General features: G+C 74.4%; 21 protein-coding genes. 8 read left to right on the top strand and 13 right to left on the bottom strand.

The features are described from left to right. The first annotated feature begins 79 nt into the window (after positions 1-79). Positions 80-1,561 carry an amino acid permease gene (locus ACQEUU_RS27635; RefSeq protein ID WP_433071320.1) on the top strand — a complete coding sequence of 494 codons (1,482 nt, stop codon included), beginning with the start codon at positions 80-82 and terminating at the stop codon, positions 1,559-1,561. Between the two features lie 29 nt (positions 1,562-1,590). Here the strand turns inward: ACQEUU_RS27635 and ACQEUU_RS27630 are convergent, their stop codons facing one another. From ACQEUU_RS27630 to ACQEUU_RS27610, 5 genes are all read right to left on the bottom strand, one after another. Beyond that, the gene (locus ACQEUU_RS27630) at positions 1,591-2,013 is read right to left on the bottom strand and encodes an SSI family serine proteinase inhibitor (protein WP_433071318.1); all 423 of its coding nucleotides are present in this window, start codon (positions 2,011-2,013) and stop codon (positions 1,591-1,593) included. A gap of 69 nt (positions 2,014-2,082) precedes the next feature. Continuing rightward, entirely contained in the window at positions 2,083-4,176 is a 2,094-nt protein-coding gene (locus tag ACQEUU_RS27625) for a 3-hydroxyacyl-CoA dehydrogenase NAD-binding domain-containing protein (protein WP_433071316.1), read from the bottom strand. Beyond that, positions 4,173-5,336, bottom strand: coding sequence for a thiolase family protein (locus ACQEUU_RS27620; RefSeq protein WP_433072007.1), 1,164 nt, complete (start codon positions 5,334-5,336; stop codon positions 4,173-4,175). Before ACQEUU_RS27620 ends, ACQEUU_RS27625 begins: the two co-directional genes overlap by 4 nt. A gap of 60 nt (positions 5,337-5,396) precedes the next feature. Then, positions 5,397-6,155, bottom strand: coding sequence for a hypothetical protein (locus ACQEUU_RS27615; protein WP_433071314.1), 759 nt, complete (start codon positions 6,153-6,155; stop codon positions 5,397-5,399). Between the two features lie 86 nt (positions 6,156-6,241). After that, on the bottom strand, positions 6,242-6,973 hold the full coding sequence (locus ACQEUU_RS27610; protein WP_433071312.1) for an SDR family NAD(P)-dependent oxidoreductase: 732 nt from the start codon (positions 6,971-6,973) through the stop codon (positions 6,242-6,244). Between the two features lie 77 nt (positions 6,974-7,050). On the opposite strand from ACQEUU_RS27610, the gene ACQEUU_RS27605 reads away from it, so the two are divergent. From ACQEUU_RS27605 to ACQEUU_RS27580, 6 genes are all read left to right on the top strand, one after another. Then, positions 7,051-7,614, top strand: coding sequence for a TetR/AcrR family transcriptional regulator (locus ACQEUU_RS27605; protein ID WP_433071310.1), 564 nt, complete (start codon positions 7,051-7,053; stop codon positions 7,612-7,614). 139 nt (positions 7,615-7,753) lie between these two features. Next, positions 7,754-8,815, top strand: coding sequence for a hypothetical protein (locus ACQEUU_RS27600; RefSeq protein WP_433071308.1), 1,062 nt, complete (start codon positions 7,754-7,756; stop codon positions 8,813-8,815). Between the two features lie 67 nt (positions 8,816-8,882). Beyond that, positions 8,883-9,875, top strand: coding sequence for a LacI family DNA-binding transcriptional regulator (locus ACQEUU_RS27595; protein ID WP_433071306.1), 993 nt, complete (start codon positions 8,883-8,885; stop codon positions 9,873-9,875). Between the two features lie 13 nt (positions 9,876-9,888). Further along, a complete protein-coding gene (locus ACQEUU_RS27590; protein WP_433071304.1) occupies positions 9,889-10,662 on the top strand; it encodes a sugar phosphate isomerase/epimerase family protein in 774 nt (257 codons plus the stop codon). 8 nt (positions 10,663-10,670) lie between these two features. Continuing rightward, positions 10,671-11,597 (top strand): alkaline phosphatase family protein, encoded by a 927-nt coding sequence (locus ACQEUU_RS27585; protein WP_433071302.1) that lies wholly within the window; start codon positions 10,671-10,673, stop codon positions 11,595-11,597. A gap of 68 nt (positions 11,598-11,665) precedes the next feature. Next, the gene (locus ACQEUU_RS27580; RefSeq protein ID WP_433071300.1) at positions 11,666-14,359 is read left to right on the top strand and encodes a PEP/pyruvate-binding domain-containing protein; all 2,694 of its coding nucleotides are present in this window, start codon (positions 11,666-11,668) and stop codon (positions 14,357-14,359) included. A 1-nt stretch (position 14,360) separates the two neighbouring features. Here the strand turns inward: ACQEUU_RS27580 and ACQEUU_RS27575 are convergent, their stop codons facing one another. The 6 genes from ACQEUU_RS27575 to ACQEUU_RS27550 form a co-directional block, all read right to left on the bottom strand. After that, complete coding sequence (locus ACQEUU_RS27575) at positions 14,361-15,224, bottom strand: sugar phosphate isomerase/epimerase family protein (RefSeq protein WP_433071298.1); 864 nt, start codon at positions 15,222-15,224, stop codon at positions 14,361-14,363. Further along, the gene (locus ACQEUU_RS27570) at positions 15,221-16,384 is read right to left on the bottom strand and encodes a DUF993 family protein (protein WP_433071296.1); all 1,164 of its coding nucleotides are present in this window, start codon (positions 16,382-16,384) and stop codon (positions 15,221-15,223) included. The genes ACQEUU_RS27575 and ACQEUU_RS27570 overlap by 4 nt, the downstream gene beginning before the upstream one ends. Next, positions 16,381-17,526: a Gfo/Idh/MocA family protein gene (locus ACQEUU_RS27565; RefSeq protein ID WP_433071294.1), complete on the bottom strand. Its 1,146-nt coding sequence runs from the start codon at positions 17,524-17,526 to the stop codon at positions 16,381-16,383. Before ACQEUU_RS27565 ends, ACQEUU_RS27570 begins: the two co-directional genes overlap by 4 nt. 68 nt (positions 17,527-17,594) lie before the next feature. Beyond that, positions 17,595-18,821, bottom strand: coding sequence for an HRDC domain-containing protein (locus ACQEUU_RS27560; protein WP_433071292.1), 1,227 nt, complete (start codon positions 18,819-18,821; stop codon positions 17,595-17,597). A 48-nt stretch (positions 18,822-18,869) separates the two neighbouring features. After that, positions 18,870-19,466, bottom strand: coding sequence for a DUF3000 domain-containing protein (locus tag ACQEUU_RS27555; RefSeq protein ID WP_433071291.1), 597 nt, complete (start codon positions 19,464-19,466; stop codon positions 18,870-18,872). Between the two features lie 60 nt (positions 19,467-19,526). Beyond that, positions 19,527-19,730 (bottom strand): hypothetical protein, encoded by a 204-nt coding sequence (locus ACQEUU_RS27550; protein ID WP_433071289.1) that lies wholly within the window; start codon positions 19,728-19,730, stop codon positions 19,527-19,529. A 336-nt stretch (positions 19,731-20,066) separates the two neighbouring features. Between ACQEUU_RS27550 and hemE the strand changes: the two genes are divergently transcribed. Continuing rightward, entirely contained in the window at positions 20,067-21,065 is a 999-nt protein-coding gene (hemE, locus tag ACQEUU_RS27545) for a uroporphyrinogen decarboxylase (protein WP_433072005.1), read from the top strand. A gap of 191 nt (positions 21,066-21,256) precedes the next feature. On the opposite strand, the gene ACQEUU_RS27540 is transcribed toward hemE, so the two are convergent. After that, positions 21,257-22,201, bottom strand: a complete 945-nt coding sequence (locus ACQEUU_RS27540; protein WP_433071287.1) for a DUF4349 domain-containing protein — start codon at positions 22,199-22,201, stop codon at positions 21,257-21,259. Positions 22,202-22,246: 45 nt separating this feature from the next. Further along, positions 22,247-22,981 carry a lysostaphin resistance A-like protein gene (locus ACQEUU_RS27535; RefSeq protein WP_433071285.1) on the bottom strand — a complete coding sequence of 245 codons (735 nt, stop codon included), beginning with the start codon at positions 22,979-22,981 and terminating at the stop codon, positions 22,247-22,249. Positions 22,982-22,988 lie beyond the last annotated feature (7 nt).

Below are 22,988 nucleotides of genomic sequence, written 5' to 3'. Positions count from 1 at the left end.
GAAAGTCGCACGTACGGCTGAAGAGCGGGGCGTCCCGCTCAGCGCATGATCGCCCCGGCCCCGGGAAGGATCGCCGACCGTGGACATCTTTCGCACCAAGAGTGTCGAGCAGTCGATCCGCGACACCGAGGCGCCCGAGCACCAGCTCCGCAAGCGCCTCACCGCCGTCGACCTGACGGTCTTCGGCATCGGGGTGATCATCGGCACCGGCATCTTCGTGCTGACGGGAGAGGTCGCCAAGGAGATGGCCGGGCCGGCGGTGGCCGTCTCGTTCGCGGTGGCGGGGATCGTGTGCGCGCTGGCGGCGCTCTGCTACGCCGAGTTCGCCTCCACGATCCCGGTGGCGGGGTCGGCCTACACCTTCTCCTTCGCCACCCTGGGCGAGTTCCCCGCCTGGATCATCGGCTGGGACCTGCTGCTGGAGCTGGCGCTGGCCGCGGCCGTGGTGGCCGTCGGCTGGTCGGGCTACTTCAGCTCGCTGCTCACCTCGATCGGCGTCCACCTGCCCGCGTCGATCGCGGGCGACGACCCCGTGGTGGACGTGCCCGCGGTCGCGATCGTGCTGATCCTCACCGCGGTCCTGATCGCCGGCATCAAGCTGTCGTCCCGGGTCAACCTGGTCATCGTGATCATCAAGATCTCGGTCGTCCTGCTGGTGATCGTGGCCGGGCTGTTCTTCATCACCGCGGCCAACTACACGCCGTTCATCCCCGAGGCGCAGTCGACCCCGACCGTGGAGGGCGTGCAGGCTCCGCTCATCCAGGTGCTGTTCGGCATCACGCCGGTGGCGTTCGGCGTGATGGGCGTCTTCTCCGCCGCGGCCATCGTGTTCTTCGCCTTCATCGGCTTCGACATCGTGGCCACCGCCGCGGAGGAGACCGTCGAGCCGCAGCGCGCCCTGCCTCGCGGCATCCTGGGCTCGCTGGCCATCTGCACGTTCCTGTACGTGGCGGTCTCGCTGGTCGTGGTGGGCATGCAGCGCTACAGCGAGCTGAGCTCCTCCGCCCCGCTGGCCGACGCGTTCACCGCCGTCGGGCAGGACTGGGCGGCGGTGCTCATCAGCATCGGCGCGATCGCCGGATTGACCACCGTGGTGATGATCCTGATGCTGGGCCAGACCCGGGTGCTGTTCGCGATGTGCCGCGACGGGCTGCTGCCCCGGCGGCTGGCGAAGGTCCACCCGAGGACCGGCACGCCCGCGGTGCTCACCGCGATCGTCGGCGTGGTCGCCGCCGTGCTGGCCGGGTTCATCTCCCTGAGCGCGCTGGCCGAGCTGGTCAACATCGGCACGCTCTTCGCGTTCGTGGTCGTGTCGGTGGGAGTGATCATCCTGCGGCGCACCCGGCCCGACCTGAAGCGGGCCTTCAGAACGCCGCTGGTGCCGCTGCTGCCGATCCTGTCCGTCCTGGCGTGCCTCTACCTGATGCTGAACCTGCCGGTCGAGACCTGGCTGCGGTTCCTCGTCTGGATGGTCATCGGCGCGCTCCTCTACTTCACCTACGGCTACCACCACAGCCGGATGACCCGCGCGGCCCAGGAGCAGCCAGGACCGACGTCCTGAGGGGCGGCCCGCGAGCCGCCCCCACGGGCTCACAGCGTGAAGACCGCCCCGCCGGCCGCCTTCATCAGGCACGCGTTGGAGTACACCCGGCCGAACGAGACCGACCTGCCGCGCCACTTGCCGGTCACCACCACGGAGACGGGCCGGTACTCGCGGGTGCAGACCGCCTGAGGGTGGACGTCCAGCTCGCCAGGTTCGCCGTCGACCTGCCGCAGCAGCTCGCAGGCCCTGCGCGGCGACCGGTGGTCGCCTCCGGCCGGACGGCAGGTGAGGCGGGCCTCCTGCGTGCCACCGTCCTTGACCGAGATCAGGATCCGCAGGTTCGCCCCCGGGGCCCGAGCCGCTTCCGGCGCGCCGCTCCTCGCCAGCGCCGGGGCCGCGACCGCCAGCAGGGCCCCGCTCAGCGCGAGGGCGCCGACCGCCTTCATCATGACCTTCTCCCTTCGTAGCACGGCCCCGAGGCTATGACGGAGAGTGACGGCCGGAGGGGAGGCCCGCCGGGGGGCCTCCCCAAGGCCGGGTCAAGCCGGGAGTGAAGCCACCCCCGGCGGGAGGAAGCGTGACGGCGCGTAGCCTGCGCGGTCCAGGAACGGGGTGATCCCGCCCAGGTGGAACGGCCAGCCGGCGCCCAGGATCATGCACAGGTCGATGTCCTGCGGCGCGGCCACCACGCCCTCGTCCAGCATGATCCGGATCTCCTCGGCCAGCGCCTTGAGCACGCGCTCGCGTACCTGCTCGGCGGTGGACGGCGCGGAGCCGCCCGCGAAGAGCGCCACCGCCTCCTCGTCGAGCGAGAAGTCCGGCCGGTACACCCCCGGCTTGCCGGAGGCGACCAGCGCGGCCAGCTTCGCCGAGACGCCGAACCGCTCGGGGAACGCCTCGTGCAGCGTCTCGGCCACGTGCATGCCCACCGCCGGGCCGACGAGCTGCAGCAGCGCGAACGGCGTCATCGGCAGCCCCAGCCCGTCGAGCGCGTGCTCGGCCGTCTCCAGCGGGGTGCCCTCGTCCACGGCTCCGATGACCTCGCCCATGAACCGGGTCAGCAGCCGGTTGACCACGAACGCCGGGGCGTCCTTGACCAGCACCGACGACTTCTTCAGCGCCTTGCCCACGGCGAACGCGGTGGCCAGCGTGGCGTCGTCGGTCGAGGCGCCCCTGACGATCTCCAGCAGCGGCATGACCGCGACCGGGTTGAAGAAGTGGAAGCCGACCAGCCGCTCCGGGTGCGCCAGCTCGGCGCCCATCGCGGTGACGCTCAGTGAGGAGGTGTTGGTGGCCAGCACGCAGTCGGGCCGCACCACGGCCTCCACCTCGGCGAACACCTTCTTCTTGACCGCCAGGTCCTCGAACACCGCCTCGATCACGAAGTCGGCGTCGGCGAATGCGTCCTTGGTGAGCGAACCGGTCACCAGCGCCTTGAGCCGGTTGGCCTGGTCCGGCGAGACGCGGCCCTTGCCGGCCAGCTTGTCGACCTCGGCGTGCACGTACGCGACGCCCTTGTCGAGCCTCGCCTGGTCGAGGTCGGTCAGCACGACCGGGACCTCCAGCCGGCGGGCGAACAGCAGCGCCATCTGCGAGGCCATCAGGCCCGCGCCGACGACGCCGACCTTGGTCACCTTGCGCGCCAGCGACGCGTCCGGCGCGCCCGCGGGCCGCTTGGCCCGCCGCTGCACCAGGTCGAAGGAGTACAGCCCGGCCCGCAGCTCGTCGCTCAGCAGCAGGTCGGCGAGCGCCTCGTCCTCGGCGGCGAAGCCCTCGTCCCGGGAGGCGGTACGGGCCAGCGCGATCAGGTCGAGCGCCCGGTACGGCGCGGGAGCGGCGCCGTGCAGCTTCATGTCCACCAGGAAACGGGCATCGCTGACCGGCTTGTCCCAGTCGGTGGCGGTGTGGTCGGTGCGCTCGACCGTGACCTCGCCCTTGAGCACCCGGGCGGCCCAGCGCAGCGACTCCTCCAGGAAGTCGGCGGGCTCGAACAGCGCGTCCGCCAGGCCGAGTTCGAACGCCTGGCGGCCCCTGGTCATGCGGTTCTGCGCGAGCGGGTTCTCCACGATCAGCTTGATCGCGTCCGCCGGGCCGATCAGGCGGGGGAGCAGCTGCGTGCCGCCCCAGCCCGGCACCAGGCCGAGCGAGCACTCCGGCAGCGCCACGGCGGGCACGCCGGAGGAGATCGTCCGGTAGGTGCAGTGCAGCGCCACCTCCAGGCCGCCGCCCATGGCCGCGCCGTTGACGAACGCGAACGACGGGACGTCCAGCTCGCCCAGCCGCCGGAACACGTGGTGGCCCAGCGCGCCGATCGCCAGCGCCTCCTCACGGCGGGTCAGCGCCGCCGCGCCCTTCAGGTCGGCGCCGACGCCGAAGACGAACGGCTTGCCGGTGACGCCCACGGCCGCCAGGTCCGTCCGCTCGGCGATCTCCGACAGGGCGCCGTTGAGCGCGAGCAGGCCGTGCGGGCCGAACGTGTTCGGCTTGGTGTGGTCGAAGCCGTTGTCGAGGGTGATCAGCGCCATCGTGCCCGCGCCGTCCGGCAGCTCCACGTCCCGGACCAGGGCCTTGGTGACGACCTCGTCCTTGGTGCGCTCGGTCAGCAGCGCGCGCCAGGTGTCCACGTTCCTCATGCCAGGTTCTCCCAGATCACGGTGCCGCCCATGCCCATGCCGACGCACATGGTGGTGATGCCGTAGCGCACGTCGGGGCGCTCGCCGAACTGGCGGGCGAGCTGCGTCATCAGCCGCACGCCGGAGGAGGCCAGCGGGTGGCCGAAGGCGATCGCGCCGCCGTACGGGTTCACCCGGGGGTCGTCGTCGGCGAGGCCGAAGTGCTCCAGGAAGGCGAGGACCTGGACGGCGAACGCCTCGTTGATCTCGATCAGCCCAATATCCGACATTTCGAGATTCGCCAGGCGGAGGGCGCGTTCCGTGGACGGGATCGGGCCGACGCCCATGACCTCCGGGTCCACGCCCGCGAACGCGTACGAGACCAGCCGCATCTTCGGCGTCAGGCCCAGCTCCCGCGCGACGTCGGCCGCGGCCACGACGCAGCCGGTCGCGCCGTCGTTGATGCCGGAGGAGTTGCCGGCCGTCACGTTGCCGTGCGGGCGGAACGGGGTCTTCAGCGTGCTCAGCGCGGCCGTCGTGGTGCCGGGGCGGGGCGCCTCGTCCTGCGTCGCCAGGCCCCAGCCCCGCTCGGCGGTGCGGACCGCGGTCGGCACCAGGTCGGGCTGGATCTTGCCGTCCGCGTACGCCTTGGCCACCTTCTCCTGCGACAGCACCGCGTAGGCGTCGGCGCGCTCCTTGGTGATCGAGGGGTAGCGGTCGTGCAGGTTCTCCGCCGTCATGCCCATGACCAGGGCGCTCGGGTCCACCAGCTTCTCCGACAGGAACCGCGGGTTCGGGTCCACGCCCTCGCCCATCGGGTGGCGGCCCATGTGCTCGACGCCGCCCGCGATCGCCACGTCGTAGGCGCCGAAGGCGATGCCGCCGGCGACCGTGGTCACCGCGGTCATGGCGCCCGCGCACATCCGGTCGATGGCGTAACCGGGCACCGTCTTGGGCAGCCCGGCCAGCACCGCCGCCGAGCGGCCGATGGTCAGGCCCTGGTCGCCGATCTGGGTGGTCGCGGCGATGGCGACCTCGTCCACCCGCTCGGGCGGCAGACCGGGATTGCGCCGCATGAGCTCACGGATGACGCGCACGACCAGGTCGTCGGCACGGGTCTCCGCATACAGCCCTTTCGGCCCGGACCTGCCGAAAGGCGTGCGCACGCCGTCGACGAACACGACGTCACGAGAGGAAGGCACGGATTCGCTCCTCGTTGCTGGACAGCTTCCGCGCCTATGCTACTCGTCAGTAACTACCGCGCACGCGAGACCCACCGCCACCAGGGCGCAGAGCGCCGCCAGGCCGAGCTCCCACACCCGTCCGCGCGCCCCCAGCACCCCGCCCACGGCCAGCACGATCCCCGTCCTGCGCGGGACCGCGCGCCACCGCTGGGCACGCGGGCCGAGCAGGAGGTCCGCCGGGGCCGCCAGGGGGCGGCGCGGGTTCGGATCCCACGGGTCGCCCGGCCGCACCCCGAACCGGACGGCGCGCGCCACCGTCACCGTCACGTCCCCGGCCCACCAGCCGGCGAAGCCCGCGCCCGCGCCGGCCGCCGCCCAGCCCAGCGCCGCCATCGCGCTCCGCAGCCCGGCCGCGAACCCGGACTCGCCGAACAGGGGCGGGACCGTACCCCCGAGCAGCAGCACCACCGCCCACCCGCAGGCCAGTCCCAGCCGGCGCGCCGGTCGCAGCGGATCGGCCGCCGGCGTCGCGTACAGCTCGCGCTCGCGCCGCCGGGCGGCGCGCGCCCGCAGCCCCCACACCGCCTGCGTGACCGCCAGGGCCGCCAGCGCGCCGGCGAAGGACGCCAGCGCCAGCAGGGCGGCCGGCGCCGCCCACGCGCCCGCCGCCCCTTCGGCGAGCAACTGGGCGGCGGGCGCGAGCAGGAGGGCGGCGGCCAGCGCGACGCCGGCGCGGTGCCGCGCGGCCCGGACGCGCGCCCGGAGCACGGTCACGGCGGCCGCGCCGGGAGGAGGTGCGATCTCGGTGCTGAGCATGGAGGACATGATGCGGGATGACGGTCCGTGACGTCATGGTTTCGCGGAGGTGGACTCGCCGGCGCCCGGAGCGCCTCCGCCGGTGATCAGCTCGTGGCGCCCGCGTCCACCGTGATCGCCGTGCCGGTGATGTTGCGGCCCGCCTCGCTCGCCAGGTGCGCCACGGTCGCCGCGATGTCGCCGGGCGAGCAGTACCGTCCGAGCGCGGTCAGCGCGCGCTCCTCGTCGGCGCCCGGCCCGTCGGCCGGGTTCATCTCGGTGTCGGTCGAACCGGGGTGGACCAGGTTGGCCGTGATGCCGCGCGGGCCGAGGTCGCGGGCCAGCCCCTTGGTGAGCCCGACGAGCGCGGACTTGCTCATCGCGTACAGGGTCCAGCCGGGGTACGGGACGCGCTCGGCCAGGCTGCTGCCGATCGTGATGATCCGGCCGCCGGCCGGCAGGTGCCGCGCCGCCGCCTGGGCCAGCACGAACGCGGCGCGGGCGTGCACCGCCAGCGTGCGGTCCAGCTCCTCCAGCCCGACGTCCGCCAGTGGTCCGTACGGGGCGATCCCGGCGTTGCTCACCACGACGTCGAGGCGGCCCAGCTCGTCCACGGTGCGCTCGACGGCCGCCACCAGCTCGCCGGCCTCCTCGGCCCTGGCCCTGACGGCCAGGGCGCGCCGCCCCAGCTTCTCGGCCTCGGCGGCCACGGCCGAGGCCCGGCCGGCGGCCTCGGCGTAGGTGAGCGCCACGTCGAACCCGTCGGCGGCGAAGCGGCGGGCGACGGCGGCGCCGATCCCCCGGCTGCCTCCGGTGACCAGCAGGACTCTGCGCGTCATGACTTCCTCCAAAAAACGGAATGGGTTCCGGTTCTCATATTAACCGGAACCCATTCCGTTTGTCTCCGGGTGAAAGGATGGACGCCGTGAGACGCGAGCGCAGCGACGCCGCCCGCAACCGGGCGAAGATCCTCGACGCCGCGGCCGGCCTCGTGGCGCGGCGGGGCGTGGAGGGCCTGTCGATGGCGGAGGTCGCCGCCGCGGCCGGGGTCGGCGTCGGCACGCTCTACCGCCGTTTCGGCGACCGCTCAGGGCTCGCGTACGCGCTCATCGACGAGCGGGAGAGGGAGTTCCAGGCGGCGTTCGTCGCGGGCCCGCCCCCGCTGGGGCCGGGGGCCGAGCCGCGCGAGCGCATCCGCGCCTTCCTGCACGCCCTGCTGGAGCGCACGGTCGACCAGCTCGACCTGCTGCTGATGGCCGAGACGGCCGCGCCGCTGGCCCGCTTCGGCGGCGCCTACCGGGCCCACCACGCCCACCTGGCGATGCTCATCGCCCAGGCCGCGCCGGGCGCCGACGCGGGGCCGCTCGCCGACGCGCTGCTCGCCCCGCTCGCCGCGCCGCTGCTGGCGCACCGGCTGCGCGAGGGCATGACCGCCGACCGGGCCGGGTCGGCGCTCGACGCGCTGCTCGCCGGCCTCTGAGCGGGCCGCGTCGCGAGCGGCGGCACGGTACGCATGTGACGCTGAGTAGTCTGCGGGAAACATGTGAAATTTCCGGACAAGAGTGGGTTAAATCTGTTAGGAAAGGTTGCACTCCGTATCCGTACCAGAGAGGTTCAGCGTGGCGCGCGACGACGACGACAGGTCCTACGACGACGGGCAGGGGCGACCCGGGAACCCGGATCTGACCGGTGACGTCCTGTCTCCACGCTGGAGCACGGACGACACCGACGAGCAGCCCGCCATCCAGGTCCAGGGCAACGAGACCTACATCCTGCCCCCGGCTCCCGGCGAGGCCGGCGACCCGTACCAGTCCCAGGGCGAGCCCCCGTACGGCGAAAGCCTGAGCGGCCCGTACGACGCCCAGACCGGCGCCTATGGCGACGACCACCGGGACCCGGCGTACCCCGACGCCTACCCGGAGAACGCCGACGGGTACGCCGGCGGGTACGCCGACACGTACCCCGGCGACGAGCCGAGCGGCCCCCGCGGCGCCGGCGAGGACCGGGACGGGGCCGGCTACCTGCCTCTCGACCGGGGCTACGAGGAGCGGGAGGAGGAGCCCAGGCGGGGTTTCCTCGGCTCCGGCTGGACCGGCGCAGACCTCCACGGCGACGACCGCGACGGTGACCGCGACGGCGAGGTGCGCCGCCGCACCAGGCTGCTGCTGGCGGCCGCGGCGGCGGTCGTGGTGCTGGGCGTGGGCGCGGGCTGGATGTTCACCGGCTCCTCCGACGACCCCTGCGCGGGCGGGCGCTGCGCGAGCGTCGGCGACCTGGGCACCCCCGCCGCCGAGGAGACGGAGACGGAGGCGGAGACGGACGCCCCCGTCGACGAGGCGACCGACACGGCCACCCCCGAGCCCTCGGTCACCCGGCCGGAGACGCCGGCCACCGCGCCCACCCGGGCGCGCCCGACCCGGACGGCCGCCGAAGAGGAGGCCGAGCCCCAGCCGGAGCCCACCCGGACGCGCACCCGGTCCGCCGAGCCCGAGGCCGAGCCGTCGAACGCGGAGACGCGGGCTCCCATGAAGGGGATCGACCAGCCGGAGACCAGCGCCAGGCCCGAGCCGCGGACGGAGGAGGACACGCCCGGCGACGGGGCCGACCAGCTCCCGACCGAGGCGCCGGAGCCGCAGGAGACCAGGCGGGGCCTGTTCGACATCCTGTTCCCCTGGGCCTGAGACGTGTAAGGATGCGGATCCGGGTGCTCGTCGGGCATCCTGGAGTCCGTTTTTCCTGGGGGGTCTCGTGGTCACGCTGGAGGACGTCGCCAAACAGGCGGGCGTCTCACTCGCGACCGCCTCGCGGGTGCTCAACGGCAGCACCCGCCAGGTGGGGGCGACGCTGCGGGCGCGTGTCGAGCGCGCCGCCGACGAACTGGGCTACCGCGCCAACACCGCGGCCCAGACGCTCGCCAGGGGAGCGAGCAACGTGATCGGCATCGTGGTCCACGACCTGACCGACCCGTACTTCGCCGCGCTGGCCGACGGCGCCATGCGGGCCGCCGCGGGGGAGCGGCTGCTGGTGATGGTCGGCACCACTCACCGCGACCCGGAGCAGGAGATCGCGTACGTGTCCGCGCTGCACGCGCAGCGGGTCCGCGCCGTCCTGCTGGCCGGGTCCCGGGTGGCCGACCCCGAGGTCACCGGCCGCCTGATCGCCGAGCTGGACGCCTACCGGGCGAGCGGCGGCCGGGTGGCCTGCGTCGGCCAGGACCTGCTGGGCGCGAACACCGTCGCGCCCGCCAACCGGGAGGGCGCCGCGGCGCTGGCCCGCGCGCTGGCCGGGCTGGGCCACACCCGCTTCGCCGTGCTCGCGGGGCCGCCCCACCTGATGACCGCCGCCGACCGGTGCGACGGGTTCGCCTCCGCGCTGCGTGAGCTCGGGCTGCCGGAGCCGCTCGTCGTGCACGGCCCGTTCGACCGGGACGGCGGCTACGCGGCCGCGGCCCGCACCGGCGACGCGACCTGCGTGTTCGCGGTCAACGACGTGATGGCCGTGGGGGCGCTCGCCGCCTACCGGGAGCGCGGCGTCCGGGTGCCGCAGGACGTGTCGGTGGCCGGGTTCGACGACATCGCCACGCTGCGTGACCAGGTGCCCGCGCTGACGACGGTCCGGCTGCCGCTGAAGGACATGGGCGCGCGCGCCCTTGAGCTGGCGCTGACGACGGACGAGGGCGTGGTCGTGGAGCAGGTGGACGGCGAGGTCGTGCTCCGCGAGAGCGTGCGGGACCTGCGGTGACGGGGAGCGCGTGATGCGGCTGGCCTTCAGCACGCTGGGCATGCCGGGAGCGGGCCTGGACGAGGCGATCGAGACCGGCCGCCGGGCCGGCTGCGCGGGGCTGGAGCTGCGGCTGCACCCCGGCACCGGCGTGCACGCCGGGCTCGGCCGCCGGGAGCGGCTGTCGGTGCGGCGCCGGGTCGAGGACGCCGGGCTGGAGATCGCGGCGCTCGCCGGGTACGTCGGGGTGTGCGAGCCGGGCGACGACGACGCGGTGGCCGGGGCGCTCCGCGCCGACCTGGAGCTGGCCGCCGACCTGGGCGCGCCGGGGGTGCGGGTGTTCCCTCGCGGCGACGACCCCGCGCTCGGCGCGCGCCGGATCGGGGCGGTCCACGGTACGGCGGCGGAGCTGGGCGTGCGGGTGCTGGTGGAGACCCACGACAAGATGCCGACCGGGGCCGCCGTGGCCGCCCTGCTGGCCGAGGCCGGCAGCCCCGCGACGGCCGGGGCGCTGTGGGACCTGCTCCACCCGTGGCGCGCCGGCGAGTCCCCGGCCGCCACGCTGGCCGCGCTCGGCCCCTCCCTGGCCTACGTCCAGGTCAAGGACGCGGTCTCGGCGGCCGATACCACGCCGGTGCCGATGGGGGCCGGGTCGGTGCCGCTGGAGGAGGCGGGCGGGCTGCTGCGTGCGGCGGGCTACCGCGGCTGGGTGTCGCTGGAGTGGGAGCGCACGTGGTACCCGCAGGTGGCGCCGGTGGAGGAGATCCTTCCGGGGGCTGCCGCGTGGATCCGGCGATTTGGCGCTTAGATAATGGAATGTCCCAGCTGAGAAAGAAGGTGCTCGTCGTCGGGATGGACGGCGTGCGCTTCGACCGGGTGCGCGCGCTGCGCCCGCCGGTCCTGACGTCGCTGATGTCCGCGGGCGCGTACGGCACGAGCCTGCTGCCGTACGGGGAGGAGGGGGCCCCGCGCACCGAGTCCCCCGGCGAGGTCGTCCCGGAGCCGCCGGCGGAGCCCGCGCCGCCCGGTGAGCGCGTGATCAGGGCGCGGACCGACTCCGGGCCGGGGTGGTCGTCGATCGCCAGCGCGGTGTGGCCGGACAAGCATGGCGTGGTGGACAACGGGTTCGTCGGATCGCAGTTCACGAAATATCCGGACTTCTTGACGCGGGCGCAGGAGGCGCGGCCCGGCCTGTCGACCGCCGCGTTCTTCTCCTGGGCCGCCCTCGACGAGCACGGCGCCTTCGGCCGCGCCATCGGTCACCGCCTCGTCCTCGACGGCTACGCGCTCACCTTCGCCGGCGCCGACGAGCGGATCGCCGCCGAGGCCCTGCGCCACCTGGCGGAGGCCGGGCCGGACCTGACGTTCGTCTACCTGGGCGACACCGACGAGGTGGCGCACGAGCTCGGGCCGCTGTGCCCCGAGTACGCCGCCGCGCTGACGGCGCAGGACACCGCCCTGGGCCGATTCCTCGACGCGATCCGCGCCCGTCCCTCGTACGCGGAGGAGCGCTGGACGGTGCTGGTCACCACGGACCACGGCCACGTCGACGAGGGCGGGCACGGCGGCGTCACGGACGAGGAGCGCCGGGTGTTCGTCATCGCCGCCCGGCTGGGCGCGGACCTGGGCGGTCTGTCGCTGGTGCGGCCCCGGCTGGTGGACGTGGGCCCGACGGCGCTCGCCGAGCTGGGCATCCCGGTCGACCCGGCGTGGGACCTGGATGGGGTGCCGCTGGTCATCTGATTGTTCATCGATTGTTGAATTCTCCGCCCGCACGGGGAAGACTCGAAGGCACGAGGGCGGGAGGACCGATGGCGCTGGACCTTTCCCAGGTGCGCGGAGACATGATCGCCGAGGTCGGCGGCAAGGCGGCCGGCCTCGGCGAGCTGATCGGGGCAGGCCTGCCGGTGCCGCCCGGCCTGGTGGTGACCACCGACGCCTACCGGCGGGTCGCCGACGCGGCGGGCCTGGCCGCGCTGATCGCAGCCGGCGGCGACGGGCTGGCGGCGCGGGCCCGCGAGCGCCTGCTCGCCGCCCCCGTCCCGCCGGACGTCGAGCGGGCCGTCACGGGCGCGTACGAAAAACTGTCGGCGGCCGTCACGGAAGGGACGGCGGGCCCGGTGGCGGTGCCGGTGCCGGTGCCGGTGGCGGTGCGGTCGTCGGCCACGGCCGAGGACCTGCCGTTCGCCAGCTTCGCCGGGCAGCAGGACACCTACCTCGGCGTGACCGGCCCGCAGGCGGTGCTCGACGCGGTGCGCCGCTGCTGGGCCTCCCTCTGGACCGACAGGGCCGTCGCCTACCGGGAGGCCAACGGCGTCGGCCACGCCGGCGTCGGCCTGGCCGTCGTGGTGCAGGCGATGGTGGACGCCCGGGTGGCCGGGGTGATGTTCACCGCGAACCCGGTGACCGGCCGGCGGCACGAGGCCGTCATCGACGCCGCCCCCGGCCTCGGTGACGCCGTCGTGTCGGGCGCGGTCAACCCGGACCGGTTCGTCGCCGACACCCGCACCGGCGAGATCCGCGAACGTCGCGCCGGCGACCGGCCGCCCACCAGGGGCCGGCCTGGCGACGGCACCGAGGCGCACGGCGACCGGCCGCCGGCCACCAGGGGACTGCCGGGCGGCGGCGCCGAGGGGCCCGGCGGGCTCTGCCTGACCGACGCGCAGGTGCGGGAGCTGGCCGGGCTCGGCGCGCGGGCCGAGGCGCACTTCGGCGCCCCGCAGGACACCGAGTGGGCCATCGGCCCCGACGGCACCCTCTGGCTCACCCAGTCCAGGCCGATCACGACCCTGTACCCGCTGCCCGAGCCCAGGGGCGCCGGCCTGCGGGTCTACTTCTCCATCAACGTCGCGCAGGGCGTCATGGGGCCGCTCACGCCCCTGGGGCTGGCGGCGTTCAAGCTCATCGGCTCCGGCGCGGCCGCCGCGGTCGGCCGTCCGCCCGCGAGCCCGCGCCAGGGGCCGCCGGCGATGGCCGTGGCGGGGGAGCGGCTCTGGTTCGACCTCACGGTCCCGCTGCGCAGCCGCGCGGGACGGGCGATCCTGCCACGGGTCCTCCAGGTGGGCGAGGCCCGCGCGGTGGCGCTGGTACGGGAGCTGGCCGCAGATCCCCGCCTGCCGGTGACGCACACCTCCCGCCGTCCGCTCCTGCGGGCCGCCGTCCGCGCCGCCCGCCGCCTGGGGGTGCCCGCCAAGGTGGCGTGGGCGCTCTTCCGCCCGGAGCGCGCGCTCGCGTACACCCGGAGGCTCGGCGAGGACCTGGACGCGCGGCTGCGGCTGCCCGGGACGGCCACGCCCGCGGAACGTTTGCGGCACGCCGAACGGACGCTCGGCGGCGCCTTCCCCCTGATCGTCTCGGTCATGCCGATGGCGCTCACCGGATACGGGCTGTACGGGCTGGCGGCCAAGCTGTCCGGCCGGTCCCTCGCGGAGCTGCAGGACGTGCTGCGCGCCGTGCCGCACAACCCGACCACCGAGATGGACCTGGAGCTGTGGCGGCTGGCCACGCGCGTCGAGCCCGAGCCGTTCCGGCGCGAGCCGGTGGCCGAGCTGGCGCGCCGATACCGGGCGGGCACGCTGCCTCCGGCGGCCCAGCGCGGGATCGCCGCCTTCCTCGACGTGTACGGGCACCGCGGCGTCGCCGAGATCGACCTCGGGGTGCCGCGCTGGTCGGAGGAGCCCGGCCACATCCTCGGCGCGCTGGCCAACTACCTGCGCGCGGACCCCGCGGCGGGCGGGCAGGCGGGCCACGACCCGGCAGCGCAGTTCGCCCGGGGAGAGGCGGCCGCCCGGCGGGCGGTGGCCGGCGCCGTGGCCGCCGCGCGCCGGCGGGGCCGGGTCAGGGCCGCGGTGGTCCGGTTCGCCCTGGGACGCGCCCGGCAGCTCACGGGGCTGCGGGAGCTGCCCAAGTTCCTCCTGGTGAAGGTGCTCGCGGGCGTCCGGGCCGACCTGTCGAAGGTGGGCGACCACCTGGTGGAGGCGGGGGTGCTCGACGCCGCGCGGGACGTGTTCTTCCTGGACTTCGCCGAGCTGGAGGCGGCGGTGGCGGGCACGGGGCGCGGCCTGCGGGAGACCGTCGCCGCCCGGCGCGAGGTCCACGAACGGGAGCGCCGCCGCGGGCACGTGCCGCGGATCATGCTGTCGGACGGCACCGAGCCCGAGGCGCTGCTCGCCGGCGCGGCCCCGGAGGGGGCGATCACCGGCACCCCGGCCTCGGCCGGCACCGTCACGGGGACGGCCCGGGTGGTGCTCGACCCGGTCGGCGCCCACCTGGAGCCCGGCGAGATCCTCGTCTGCCCGTCCACCGACCCCGGCTGGACCCCGCTGTTCCTCACCGCGGGCGGGCTGGTCATGGAGATGGGCGGCGCCATGTCGCACGGCGCGGTGGTGGCGCGGGAGTACGGCATCCCCGCCGTGGTCGGCGTCCCCGACGCCACCCGCCGCATCGGCTCGGGCGAGCGGGTGACGGTGAACGGCGCCACCGGCACCGTCACCGCCGAGGGCTGAGTCAGAGCGCCACGAGACCGGCGTAACGCTCCTTCATCAGGGCCACCACCTCGTCAGGATCCGCCGCCCAGACGTCGGCGTTGAAGATCTCCACCTCCACGTCACCGGTGTATCCGGCGGCGGCCACGGCCCGGCTGATCGGCGGGAAGTCGATCACCCCGTCGCCCATCATGCCCCGGCCCAGCAGCACGTCGGCGGGCAGCGGGTGCAGGTAGTCGCACACCTGGTAGGAGGCGATCCGCCGGCCCGCCCTGGCGATCTGCTCATGCAACGCCGGGTCCCACCACACGTGGAAGGTGTCGACCACCACCCCGACCTGCTCCGGCGGGTGCGCCAGCGCCAGGTCGAGCGCCTGCCCGAGGGTGGACAGCACGGCCCGGTCCGGGCAGTAGACCGGGTGCAGCGGTTCCAGGGCCAGCCTCACCCCGCGCTCTCCCGCGTACGGGGCCAGGAAGGCGAGCGCCTCGGCCACCCGCTCGCGCGCCCCGGCCACGTCGCGGGAGAACCCGGCGGGCGGCGGCTCGCCGGGCCGCACCCCCGGCAGCCCGCCCACCACCATCACCAGGCAGGCCGCGCCGAGCTCGGCGGCCTCGTCCACGGCCCGCCGGTTGTCCTCCAGCGCCGCCGCGAACGCCCGACGCCCCTCCTCGCCGGGCAGCCCGCCCGCCGTCAGGAAGCCGCCCCTGCACAGCGACGACACCCGCAGCCCCGCCTCGCGCACCAGCTTGGCGCTGCGCGCCAGCCCCGTCTCGGCCACCTTCTCCCGCCACAGGCCGACGGCCTCCAGCCCGTGCCTGGCGCAGCCGTCCACCGCCTCGGGCAGCGACCACCGCCGCGTCGTCCACTGGTTCAGCGACAGGCTCACTGCCCGTTCACCTCCAGCAGTGCCCGCATCCGGCGCACCGCGAGCTCCTGGTCGGTCAGCAGCCCCGCCCGGTCGGCCAGCCGGAACACCTCCGCCAGATGCGTCAGCGACCGGGCCGACTGCGCGCCGTTCACCATCGCGAACGCGTCCTGGTGCCCGTTCAGCCAGGCCAGGAACACGATCCCGGTCTTGTAGTGGAACGTCGGCGCCTCGAAGATCTTGCGCGACAGCGGCACCGTCGGCGCCAGGATCTCCTCGTACGAGGCCAGCAGCCGGTCCCTCTCCCGCGCGTCGGCGGCCGCCTCGGCGGCGTCGAGCGCCCGCAGCGCGGCGGCGGCGGCCGGGGCGATCGCGTCGAAGATGCCCAGCAGCGCGTGCGAGCCCGTCCTGATCAGCGACGGGTAGTTGAAGTCGTCGCCGGTGTAGAGCCTGACGCCCTCGGGCAGCGCGGCGCGCAGCCGCACCTCGTGCTCCTCGTCCAGCAGCGACACCTTCACCCCGTCCACCAGCGGGGCGTGCGCGTGCACCAGCTCCAGGAACGACTCCGTGGCCGCCGCGACGTCGGCCGCGCCCCAGTAGCCGGCCAGCAGCGGGTCGAACATCTCGCCCAGCCAGTGCAGGATCACCGGCCGGTCGGCCAGCCCGAACAGCTTCCCGTACACCCGGTGGTAGTCCTTCGGCCCGTCCGCCACCCTGGCGAGTTGCCGGGACGCCATGATGATCACGCCGGCACCGGTCTCCTGGACGGTCTCCACCTGCTCGGCGTACGCGGCGATGATCGCGTCCAGGTCCGCCGCGTCCGGCGCGTGGTCGGTGCCGGCGCCGCACGCGAGCAGCTCCGCCGGGTCGCCGAGCGTGCCCGCCTCGGCGGCGCCGCGCCTGATCAGCTCGCGGGTGGCGGCCCAGTCCAGGCCCATGTTGCGCTGCGCGGTGTCCATCGCGTCCGCCACCCGCAGCCCGTACGACCACAGATGGCGGCGGAAACGCAGCGTGGCGTCCCAGTCGACGGCGGCCGGGGCGCCGGGGGTGTTGTCGCCGAGCGGGTCGGCCACCACGTGCGCGGCGGCGTACACCACCCGGGAGGTCGCCGGCCCGCCGCCGGAGGGCCAGGCGACCGGCTCCCTCAGCGTGTACGGGCCGCCGGGCAGGTCGATCCTCACAGCGCCGGCACCTCGATCCTGCGGCCCTCCGCCGACGAGCGCAGCCCCAGCTCGGCCAGCTGCACGCCGCGCGCGCCCGAGGCGAAGTCGTACGGGAACGGCGCGTCCTCCAGCACGTGCCGGACGAACAGCTCCCACTGGATCTTGAAGCCGTTGTCGAACTCGGCGTTGTCCGGCACCTCCTGCCAGCCGTCGCGGAAGCGGGCGGTCACCGGCAGGTCGGGGTTCCACACCGGCTTGGGGGTGGCGGCGCGGTGCTGGGCCCGGCAGTCGCGCAGCCCCGCGACGGCGCTGCCGTGCGTGCCGTCCACCTGGAACTCCACCAGCTCGTCCCGGTTGACGCGGACCGTCCAGGAGGAGTTGATCTGCGCGACGACGCCGCCCTCCAGCTCGAAGATCCCGTAGGCGGCGTCGTCGGCCGTGGCCGCGTAGCGCTCGCCCCGCTCGTCCACCCGCTCCGGGATGTGCGTGGTGGCGTGCGCGTACACGGACGTGACCCGGCCGAACAGGTTCTCCATCACGTAGTGCCAGTGCGGGAACATGTCGAGCACGATGCCGCCGCCGTCCTCGGCCCGGTAGTTCCACGACGGGCGCTGCGCCTCCTGCCAGTCGCCCTCGAACACCCAGTAGCCGAACTCGCCGCGCACCGACAGGATCCGCCCGAAGAACCCGCCGTCCACCAGCCGCTTGAGCTTCAGCAGGCCCGGCAGGAACAGCTTGTCCTGCACCACGCCGTTCTTGACGCCCTTGGCCGTGGCCGCCTGGGCCAGCGCGACCGCCTCCTGCACCGACTCGGCGGTGGGCTTCTCTGCGTAGACGTGCTTGCCCGCGTCGACGGCCTTGAGCACGGCCTTGACCCGGGCCGAGGTGACCTGGGCGTCGAAGTAGATCAGGTTGCCGTCGTCGGCCAGCGCGGCGTCGAGGTCGGTGGTGTGGTCGGGGATGCCGTGGGCGGCCGCCAGCCGGGCGAGCTTGTCGGCGTTCCTGCCCACCAGCACCGGCCTGAGGGTGACCCGGTCGCCGTCGGAGAGCGTCACACCGCCCTGCTCGTTGATCGCCAGGACGGAGCGGACCAGGTGCTGACGGTAGCCCATCCGTCCGGTGACGCCGTTCATCACGACGCCGATGGTGCGCACGCTCATGGGGATCCTTTCACGGAAAGCGCTTTCCCGAACCGTACGGCGGAGCCGCCTGAGGCGTCAAGAGCCGCTCAGGCCTCGCTCGCGGGCGCCAGCCTGGCCAGCGCCTGCGCGAGGGGCCGCGCGGCGAGCGTGAGCTGCCACTCCCGGGCGCCGAGCTTGCGCAGCCGGGCGGTGACGCTCTCCTCGCTGATCACCTCGGGCGGCTCCCAGGTGAGCCTGCGCACCGCGTCGGGCTGCAACAGGTTCTCCGTGGGCATGTGGTGCTCGTCGGCCAGCGCCGCCACCACGGCGCGCGCCGCCGCGAGCCGCTTGGCGGCGGCCGGGTCGCGGTCGGCCCAGCGGTTGGCCGGCGGCGGCCCGTCACCGGCCGTGCTCGGCTGCGGGAGCTGGCTGTCGGGCAGGGTGCGGGCCCTGGCCACCGCGCCCAGCCAGTCGTTCATGTGGCGGCGGGCGCTGCGGCCGGTGAACGCGGAGATCTCGGTGAGCGCCTTCTTGGTGCGCGGTCCCTCCAGCGCCGCCGTCACGATCGCGGCGTCGGGCAGCACCCGGCCGGGGGCCAGGTCGTTCTCGCGGGCGATCCGGTCGCGCATCGTCCACAGCTCGCGCACGATCGCCAGCGCGCGCACGTTGCGCACCTTGTGGATGCCGGACGTGCGCCGCCAGGGGTCGGCGCGCGGCGCCGGCGGCGGCGTGTTGAGCACCGCCTCGAACTCCTCGCGCGCCCACTCCAGCTTGCCCGCCTCCACCAGCTCCCTGTGGAGCGCGTCGCGGAGCTCCACCAGCACCTCGACGTCGAGCGCGGCGTAGCGCAGCCACGCCTCGGGCAGCGGCCTGGTCGACCAGTCGGCCGCCGAGTGGCCCTTCTCCAGCCGCAGCCCCAGCACCGTCTCCACCATCGTGCCGAGCCCCACCCGCTCGTAGCCGAGCAGCCGGCCGGCCAGCTCGGTGTCGAACACGTAGCGCGGCCGGAACCCCAGCTCCAGCAGGCACGGCAGATCCTGCGAGGCGGCGTGCAGCACGATCTCCTCCCCGGCGACGGCCGCGTCGAGCGCCGACAGGTCGGGGCAGGAGACCGGGTCGATCAGCGCCGTGCCGGCGCCCCCGCGGCGCAGCTGCACGAGATAGGCGCGGTTGCCGTAGCGGTAGCCCGAGGCGCGCTCGGCGTCGACCGCCACCGGCCCGGAACCGGAGGCGAACGCCTCGACGGTGCGGGCGTAGGCGGCCTCGTCGGCGACGATCGGCGGGATGCCGTCGCGCGGCTCCAGGAGCGGGACGACCGTCCGTTCTTCGGTCATGAGTCCACCACCGCCCTCATGACACCGTTGCTGTGTTGTCTGGTGCCCTCACGTCGTTCGGTCACTCTCCGGATCTTCGCGTCTGCGAGGCATGGCGGCCACGTCAGGGGGGAGCGGCGGGATCCCGGCCGCCACGCACATGAGGTCACACCACGCGGCGACGTGACCGGACAGGTCCTCCTGCGCGGGGGACCAGGACGCCCGCAACTCGAGCTCGGTGGTGACCGGGTCGTCGGCCTTGTTGCCGAAGCCCTCGGACACCGCTCTTGTCACCGTACCGCCGGCGGCGGAGTAGGCGGCGTCATGGGCGTCGAGCGCCTCCGTCAGCCAGCTCCACGCGACGGGCCCGAGCAGCGGGTCGGAGGTGATCTCCGGCTCCATGTCGGCCCGCACGTAGGCCACCAGCCGGAACGGGCCGTCCCACCCGCGCTGGCCGTCGGGGTCGTAGAGCAGGATCAGCCGGCCGACCGCGAGCTCGTCGTCGTCGCGGTAGACCGACGCGCCGATCGCCGCCGAGTGGGGGGCCAGGCGCTGGGGCGCGGGCAGCTCCTCCAGCTCGATCTCCGGCCTGACCTCGGCCGGCCGCAGGCTCTCGGCCGCGCGGCGGAACGCCGCGGGTGCCGGTGGCCGCTCACCGAGGGTCATAGTCGAAGAGTAGGTCGAAGGGGGGCGGAAGGGGACCACGGGGGTGCTCATCGTGCGCGGTCACACCGTCGCCAGCTGGCGGACCGGGCGGGCGAGCTGGGCGGAACCGAGGATGACGGCATGGCCGCACGAGACGCAGGCCCACTCCGGGCACTCGCCGATCTCGTGCCCGTCGGCGCAGACCGGCTGCTCGAACAGCCGCTCGCCGGCGCAGGACGCGCAGTGCCCGCTGCGGCACTGCGCGGAACTCCACAACGCTGTCATCGCACCAGTCATCGAACCGGGGCCTTTCTTCGGGTCGTGGCTCCGACGTTGGCACGAGCGACTGACAATTCCGTGCAACGCGCTCGGCGTGTCCCGAAAGTGGATGACGAATCGATGCCGCGCGGTGCCTTTGCCGACAATTGGCCCGCCTGAGACCGGCGGCTGGCTGTCGCATGGGGCGGCCTCGACTCCGAGGATCGGCGCTGAAACGTCCACCCGTACATCTGATCATGGATGGGGGGGTGACTGACGGGATTTTCCCGACAACGCGCCGATGACGGGACCGCGGCACCGCCATGGCACCCTGGAAGGGTGAATCTCGCCGACTCCGCCTTCCTGCGTGCCTGCCGCCGCCAGGACGTCCCGCACACTCCTGTCTGGTACATGCGCCAGGCCGGGCGCTCGCTGCCCGAATACCTCAAGGCGCGCGAAGGCGTGCCCATGCTCACCGCGTGCGCCACGCCCGACCTGATCGTCGAGATCACCATGCAGCCGGTCCGCCGCTACGGCGTCGACGCGGCCATCTTCTTCAGCGACATCGTCGTGCCGCTCAAGGCCATCGGCGTCGACCTCGACATCAAGCCCGGCGTCGGCCCCGTCGTCGCCGACCCGATCCGCGACCGGGCCGGGCTCGACGCGCTGCGCCCGCTGGAGCCCGGCGACGTGCCGTACGTCACCGAGGCGATCGAGGCGCTGACCGGCGAGCTGGGCGGCACGCCGCTGATCGGCTTCGCCGGCGCTCCGTTCACGCTCGGCTCCTACCTCATCGAGGGCGGGCCGTCCAAGAACCACGACCGCACCAAGGCCATGATGTACGGCGAGCCCGAGCTGTGGCACGCCCTCATGGACCGGCTGGCCGGCATCGTCCTCGAACACCTGCGCCTCCAGATCGCGGCCGGCGCCTCCGCCGTCCAGCTGTTCGACTCGTGGGTGGGCGCGGTGGCGGCGGAGGACTACCGCGAGTTCGTCCTGCCGCACACCCGGCGCATCTTCGCCGGCCTGGAAGACCTGGGCGTGCCGCGCATCCACTTCGGCGTCGGCACCGGCGAGCTGCTCGGGCTGCTCGGCGAGTCGGGGGCCGACGTGGTCGGCGTCGACTGGCGGGTGCCGCTCGACGAGGCGGCCCGCCGCGTCGGGCCCGGCAAGGCCCTCCAGGGCAACCTCGACCCGGCCATCCTGCTGGCCCCGTGGGAGGTCGTCGAGCGCAAGGCGCGCGAGGTGCTGCGCCGCGGCGAGGCGGCCGAGGGCCACGTGTTCAACCTCGGCCACGGCGTCCTCCCGTCCACCGACCCCGACCAGCTCAAACGCCTGACGGACCTGGTCCACGACTCCTGACCCTCCGACCGCCCGCCCCCTGACGGCCCGCGCTCCGAAGGCCCGCCCTCTTGCGGGTCCGGGGCCGACCGCCCGAACCTGATCGTCCCGGTTCCCTGGCCCCCGCCCTCGGACGACTCCGGGAGGGTGCGCGGGGCGGGGGAGGGGCGGCGGGTTCTGGTTCCGGGTCGTACGTCCGCAAGGGTGGCGCGTCAGGAGGTGGACGGGTCGGGGGCGGGCGGGCCGGACACGGGCCGGGCCGTCCTGCGACGGCGCCGGCGCAGCAGCACCGCCGCCAGCACCGCCGGCGGGGTGACCACCACCAGCCACGGCAGGGCCGCGCCGAGCGCCGTGACCAGCACCATGAGGAAGCCCACGAGCGACTCCCAGCCCGCCCGCAGACCGCCGAGGAACCCGGCGGGCTCGTCCGACGGCGTCGTCACCGCGGCGGCCGGGCCCGCGAGCCGCAGCGTGAGCGTGGCCATGGCGGTCTGCTCGGCCAGGCTCTTGCGCTGGGCCTGCAGCGACTCCAGGTTCGCCTCCCGGGTGGCGATCTCGCGCTCCACGTCCAGCACCTGGCCGATCGTGTCCGCCTTGGTCAGCAGCGTGCGCAGCGACTCCAGTGACCGCTCCGCCGACTTCACCCGGCTCTCCACGTCGGCCACCATGAGGGTGACGTCCTCCGTCTGCTGGTTCAGCGACAGCCGCTCGCCCAGGTCGGCGCCGAGCCGGGTCAGCACGTCCGGATAGCGCGCGGGCGGGATCTTGAACTCCAGCTCCGCCGACGCGTTGGCGTGCTCGGAGGAGCGGGACTCCTCCTTGGCCAGATGGCCGCCGGCCCCGGTGACGATGTCCTTGGCCTGCCGTGCGGCGGCCGCGACGTCCTTCACCCGGACCGTCATCCGGCCGGTGTAGATCACCTCCCGGTCCTGCCGGGTGACCTCCACCCCGCCGGCCGGGTCCCGCCCCGCCTCGTCGCGCGCCTGAGCGTCGCCGCCCGCCGGGGCGCTCGTCTGCCGTGCCGGGGCCTGCTCGGTCGCGAGGGCGGGCGCGTCGGCGGACCCGACCGACGCCGCCTCGCCGCCTCCGGCGCATCCTGCCAGCAGCAGGGCCGCGCACCCGGACAGCAGCGCGGCGATCGTCTGCTTTGTCCTCATGACCGGTAGACGGCTCCGGCCGGGCTCGGGGTTTGATCGGACCCATCACGGTACGATCACGTCTCGGTGCCGCGTCCGCAGGCCTCCGGCGGCGACGACGGCCACGGCGACCGCGGCGGTGATCGTCGAGACGAGCCGCACGTCGAAGTGGGACCCGTTCACGGGGAACAGTTGCCAGCCGAGGTTGACCGTCATGTGGAAGAGCGCCATGGCGAAGACGCTGTCCCCTGTCCGGCCGTACAACCACACCATGATCACCCGGATGGCGACGGTGCCGAGCGACCACCAGGCGATCCAGGACACGGGGCGCTGCACCAGCAGCAGCGCCGGCCAGTGCCACACCGCCCAGAACGCTCCCAGGACGAGCGCGGCCCCCAGCGGGCCCCACCGTTCCCGCAGGGGCGCGGTGGCGTACCCGGACCAGCCGAGTTCCTCGCACACGGCCCCGGCGAAGAATCCGAGCGCGAGCAGCACCGTCAGCGTCAGCGAGAAGTCGGGCCCGGGCACGTCGGCCCCCGTCAGCCGCAGCACCGCGTACGACGCTGTCACGACGGCCGGATACAGCAGCAGGACGGGGACGTACCAGATCGTGGCCTTGACCCGTCGACCGTCGAACGCCCGGGCGAGCAGCGCCCGCGCGCCCGCCGGCCCGGACCGCCGGTACTCCAGCCAGAGCGCGGCGACCGCCGGGCAGACGAACGCCAGCGCGGCCAGGGGGAGCCCGGGCAGGATCCGCGCGCCGATCACCGCGTCCACGGCGAGGAAGGGCACGGTGAGCACGAGCACC

The sequence above is a fragment of the Nonomuraea sp. CA-218870 genome (genome assembly GCF_050936535.1).
Lineage (GTDB): Bacteria > Actinomycetota > Actinomycetes > Streptosporangiales > Streptosporangiaceae > Nonomuraea > Nonomuraea corallina.
The sequence above is the reverse complement of the archived record's forward strand: the minus strand, read 5'-3'. Positions and strand labels throughout refer to the sequence as shown.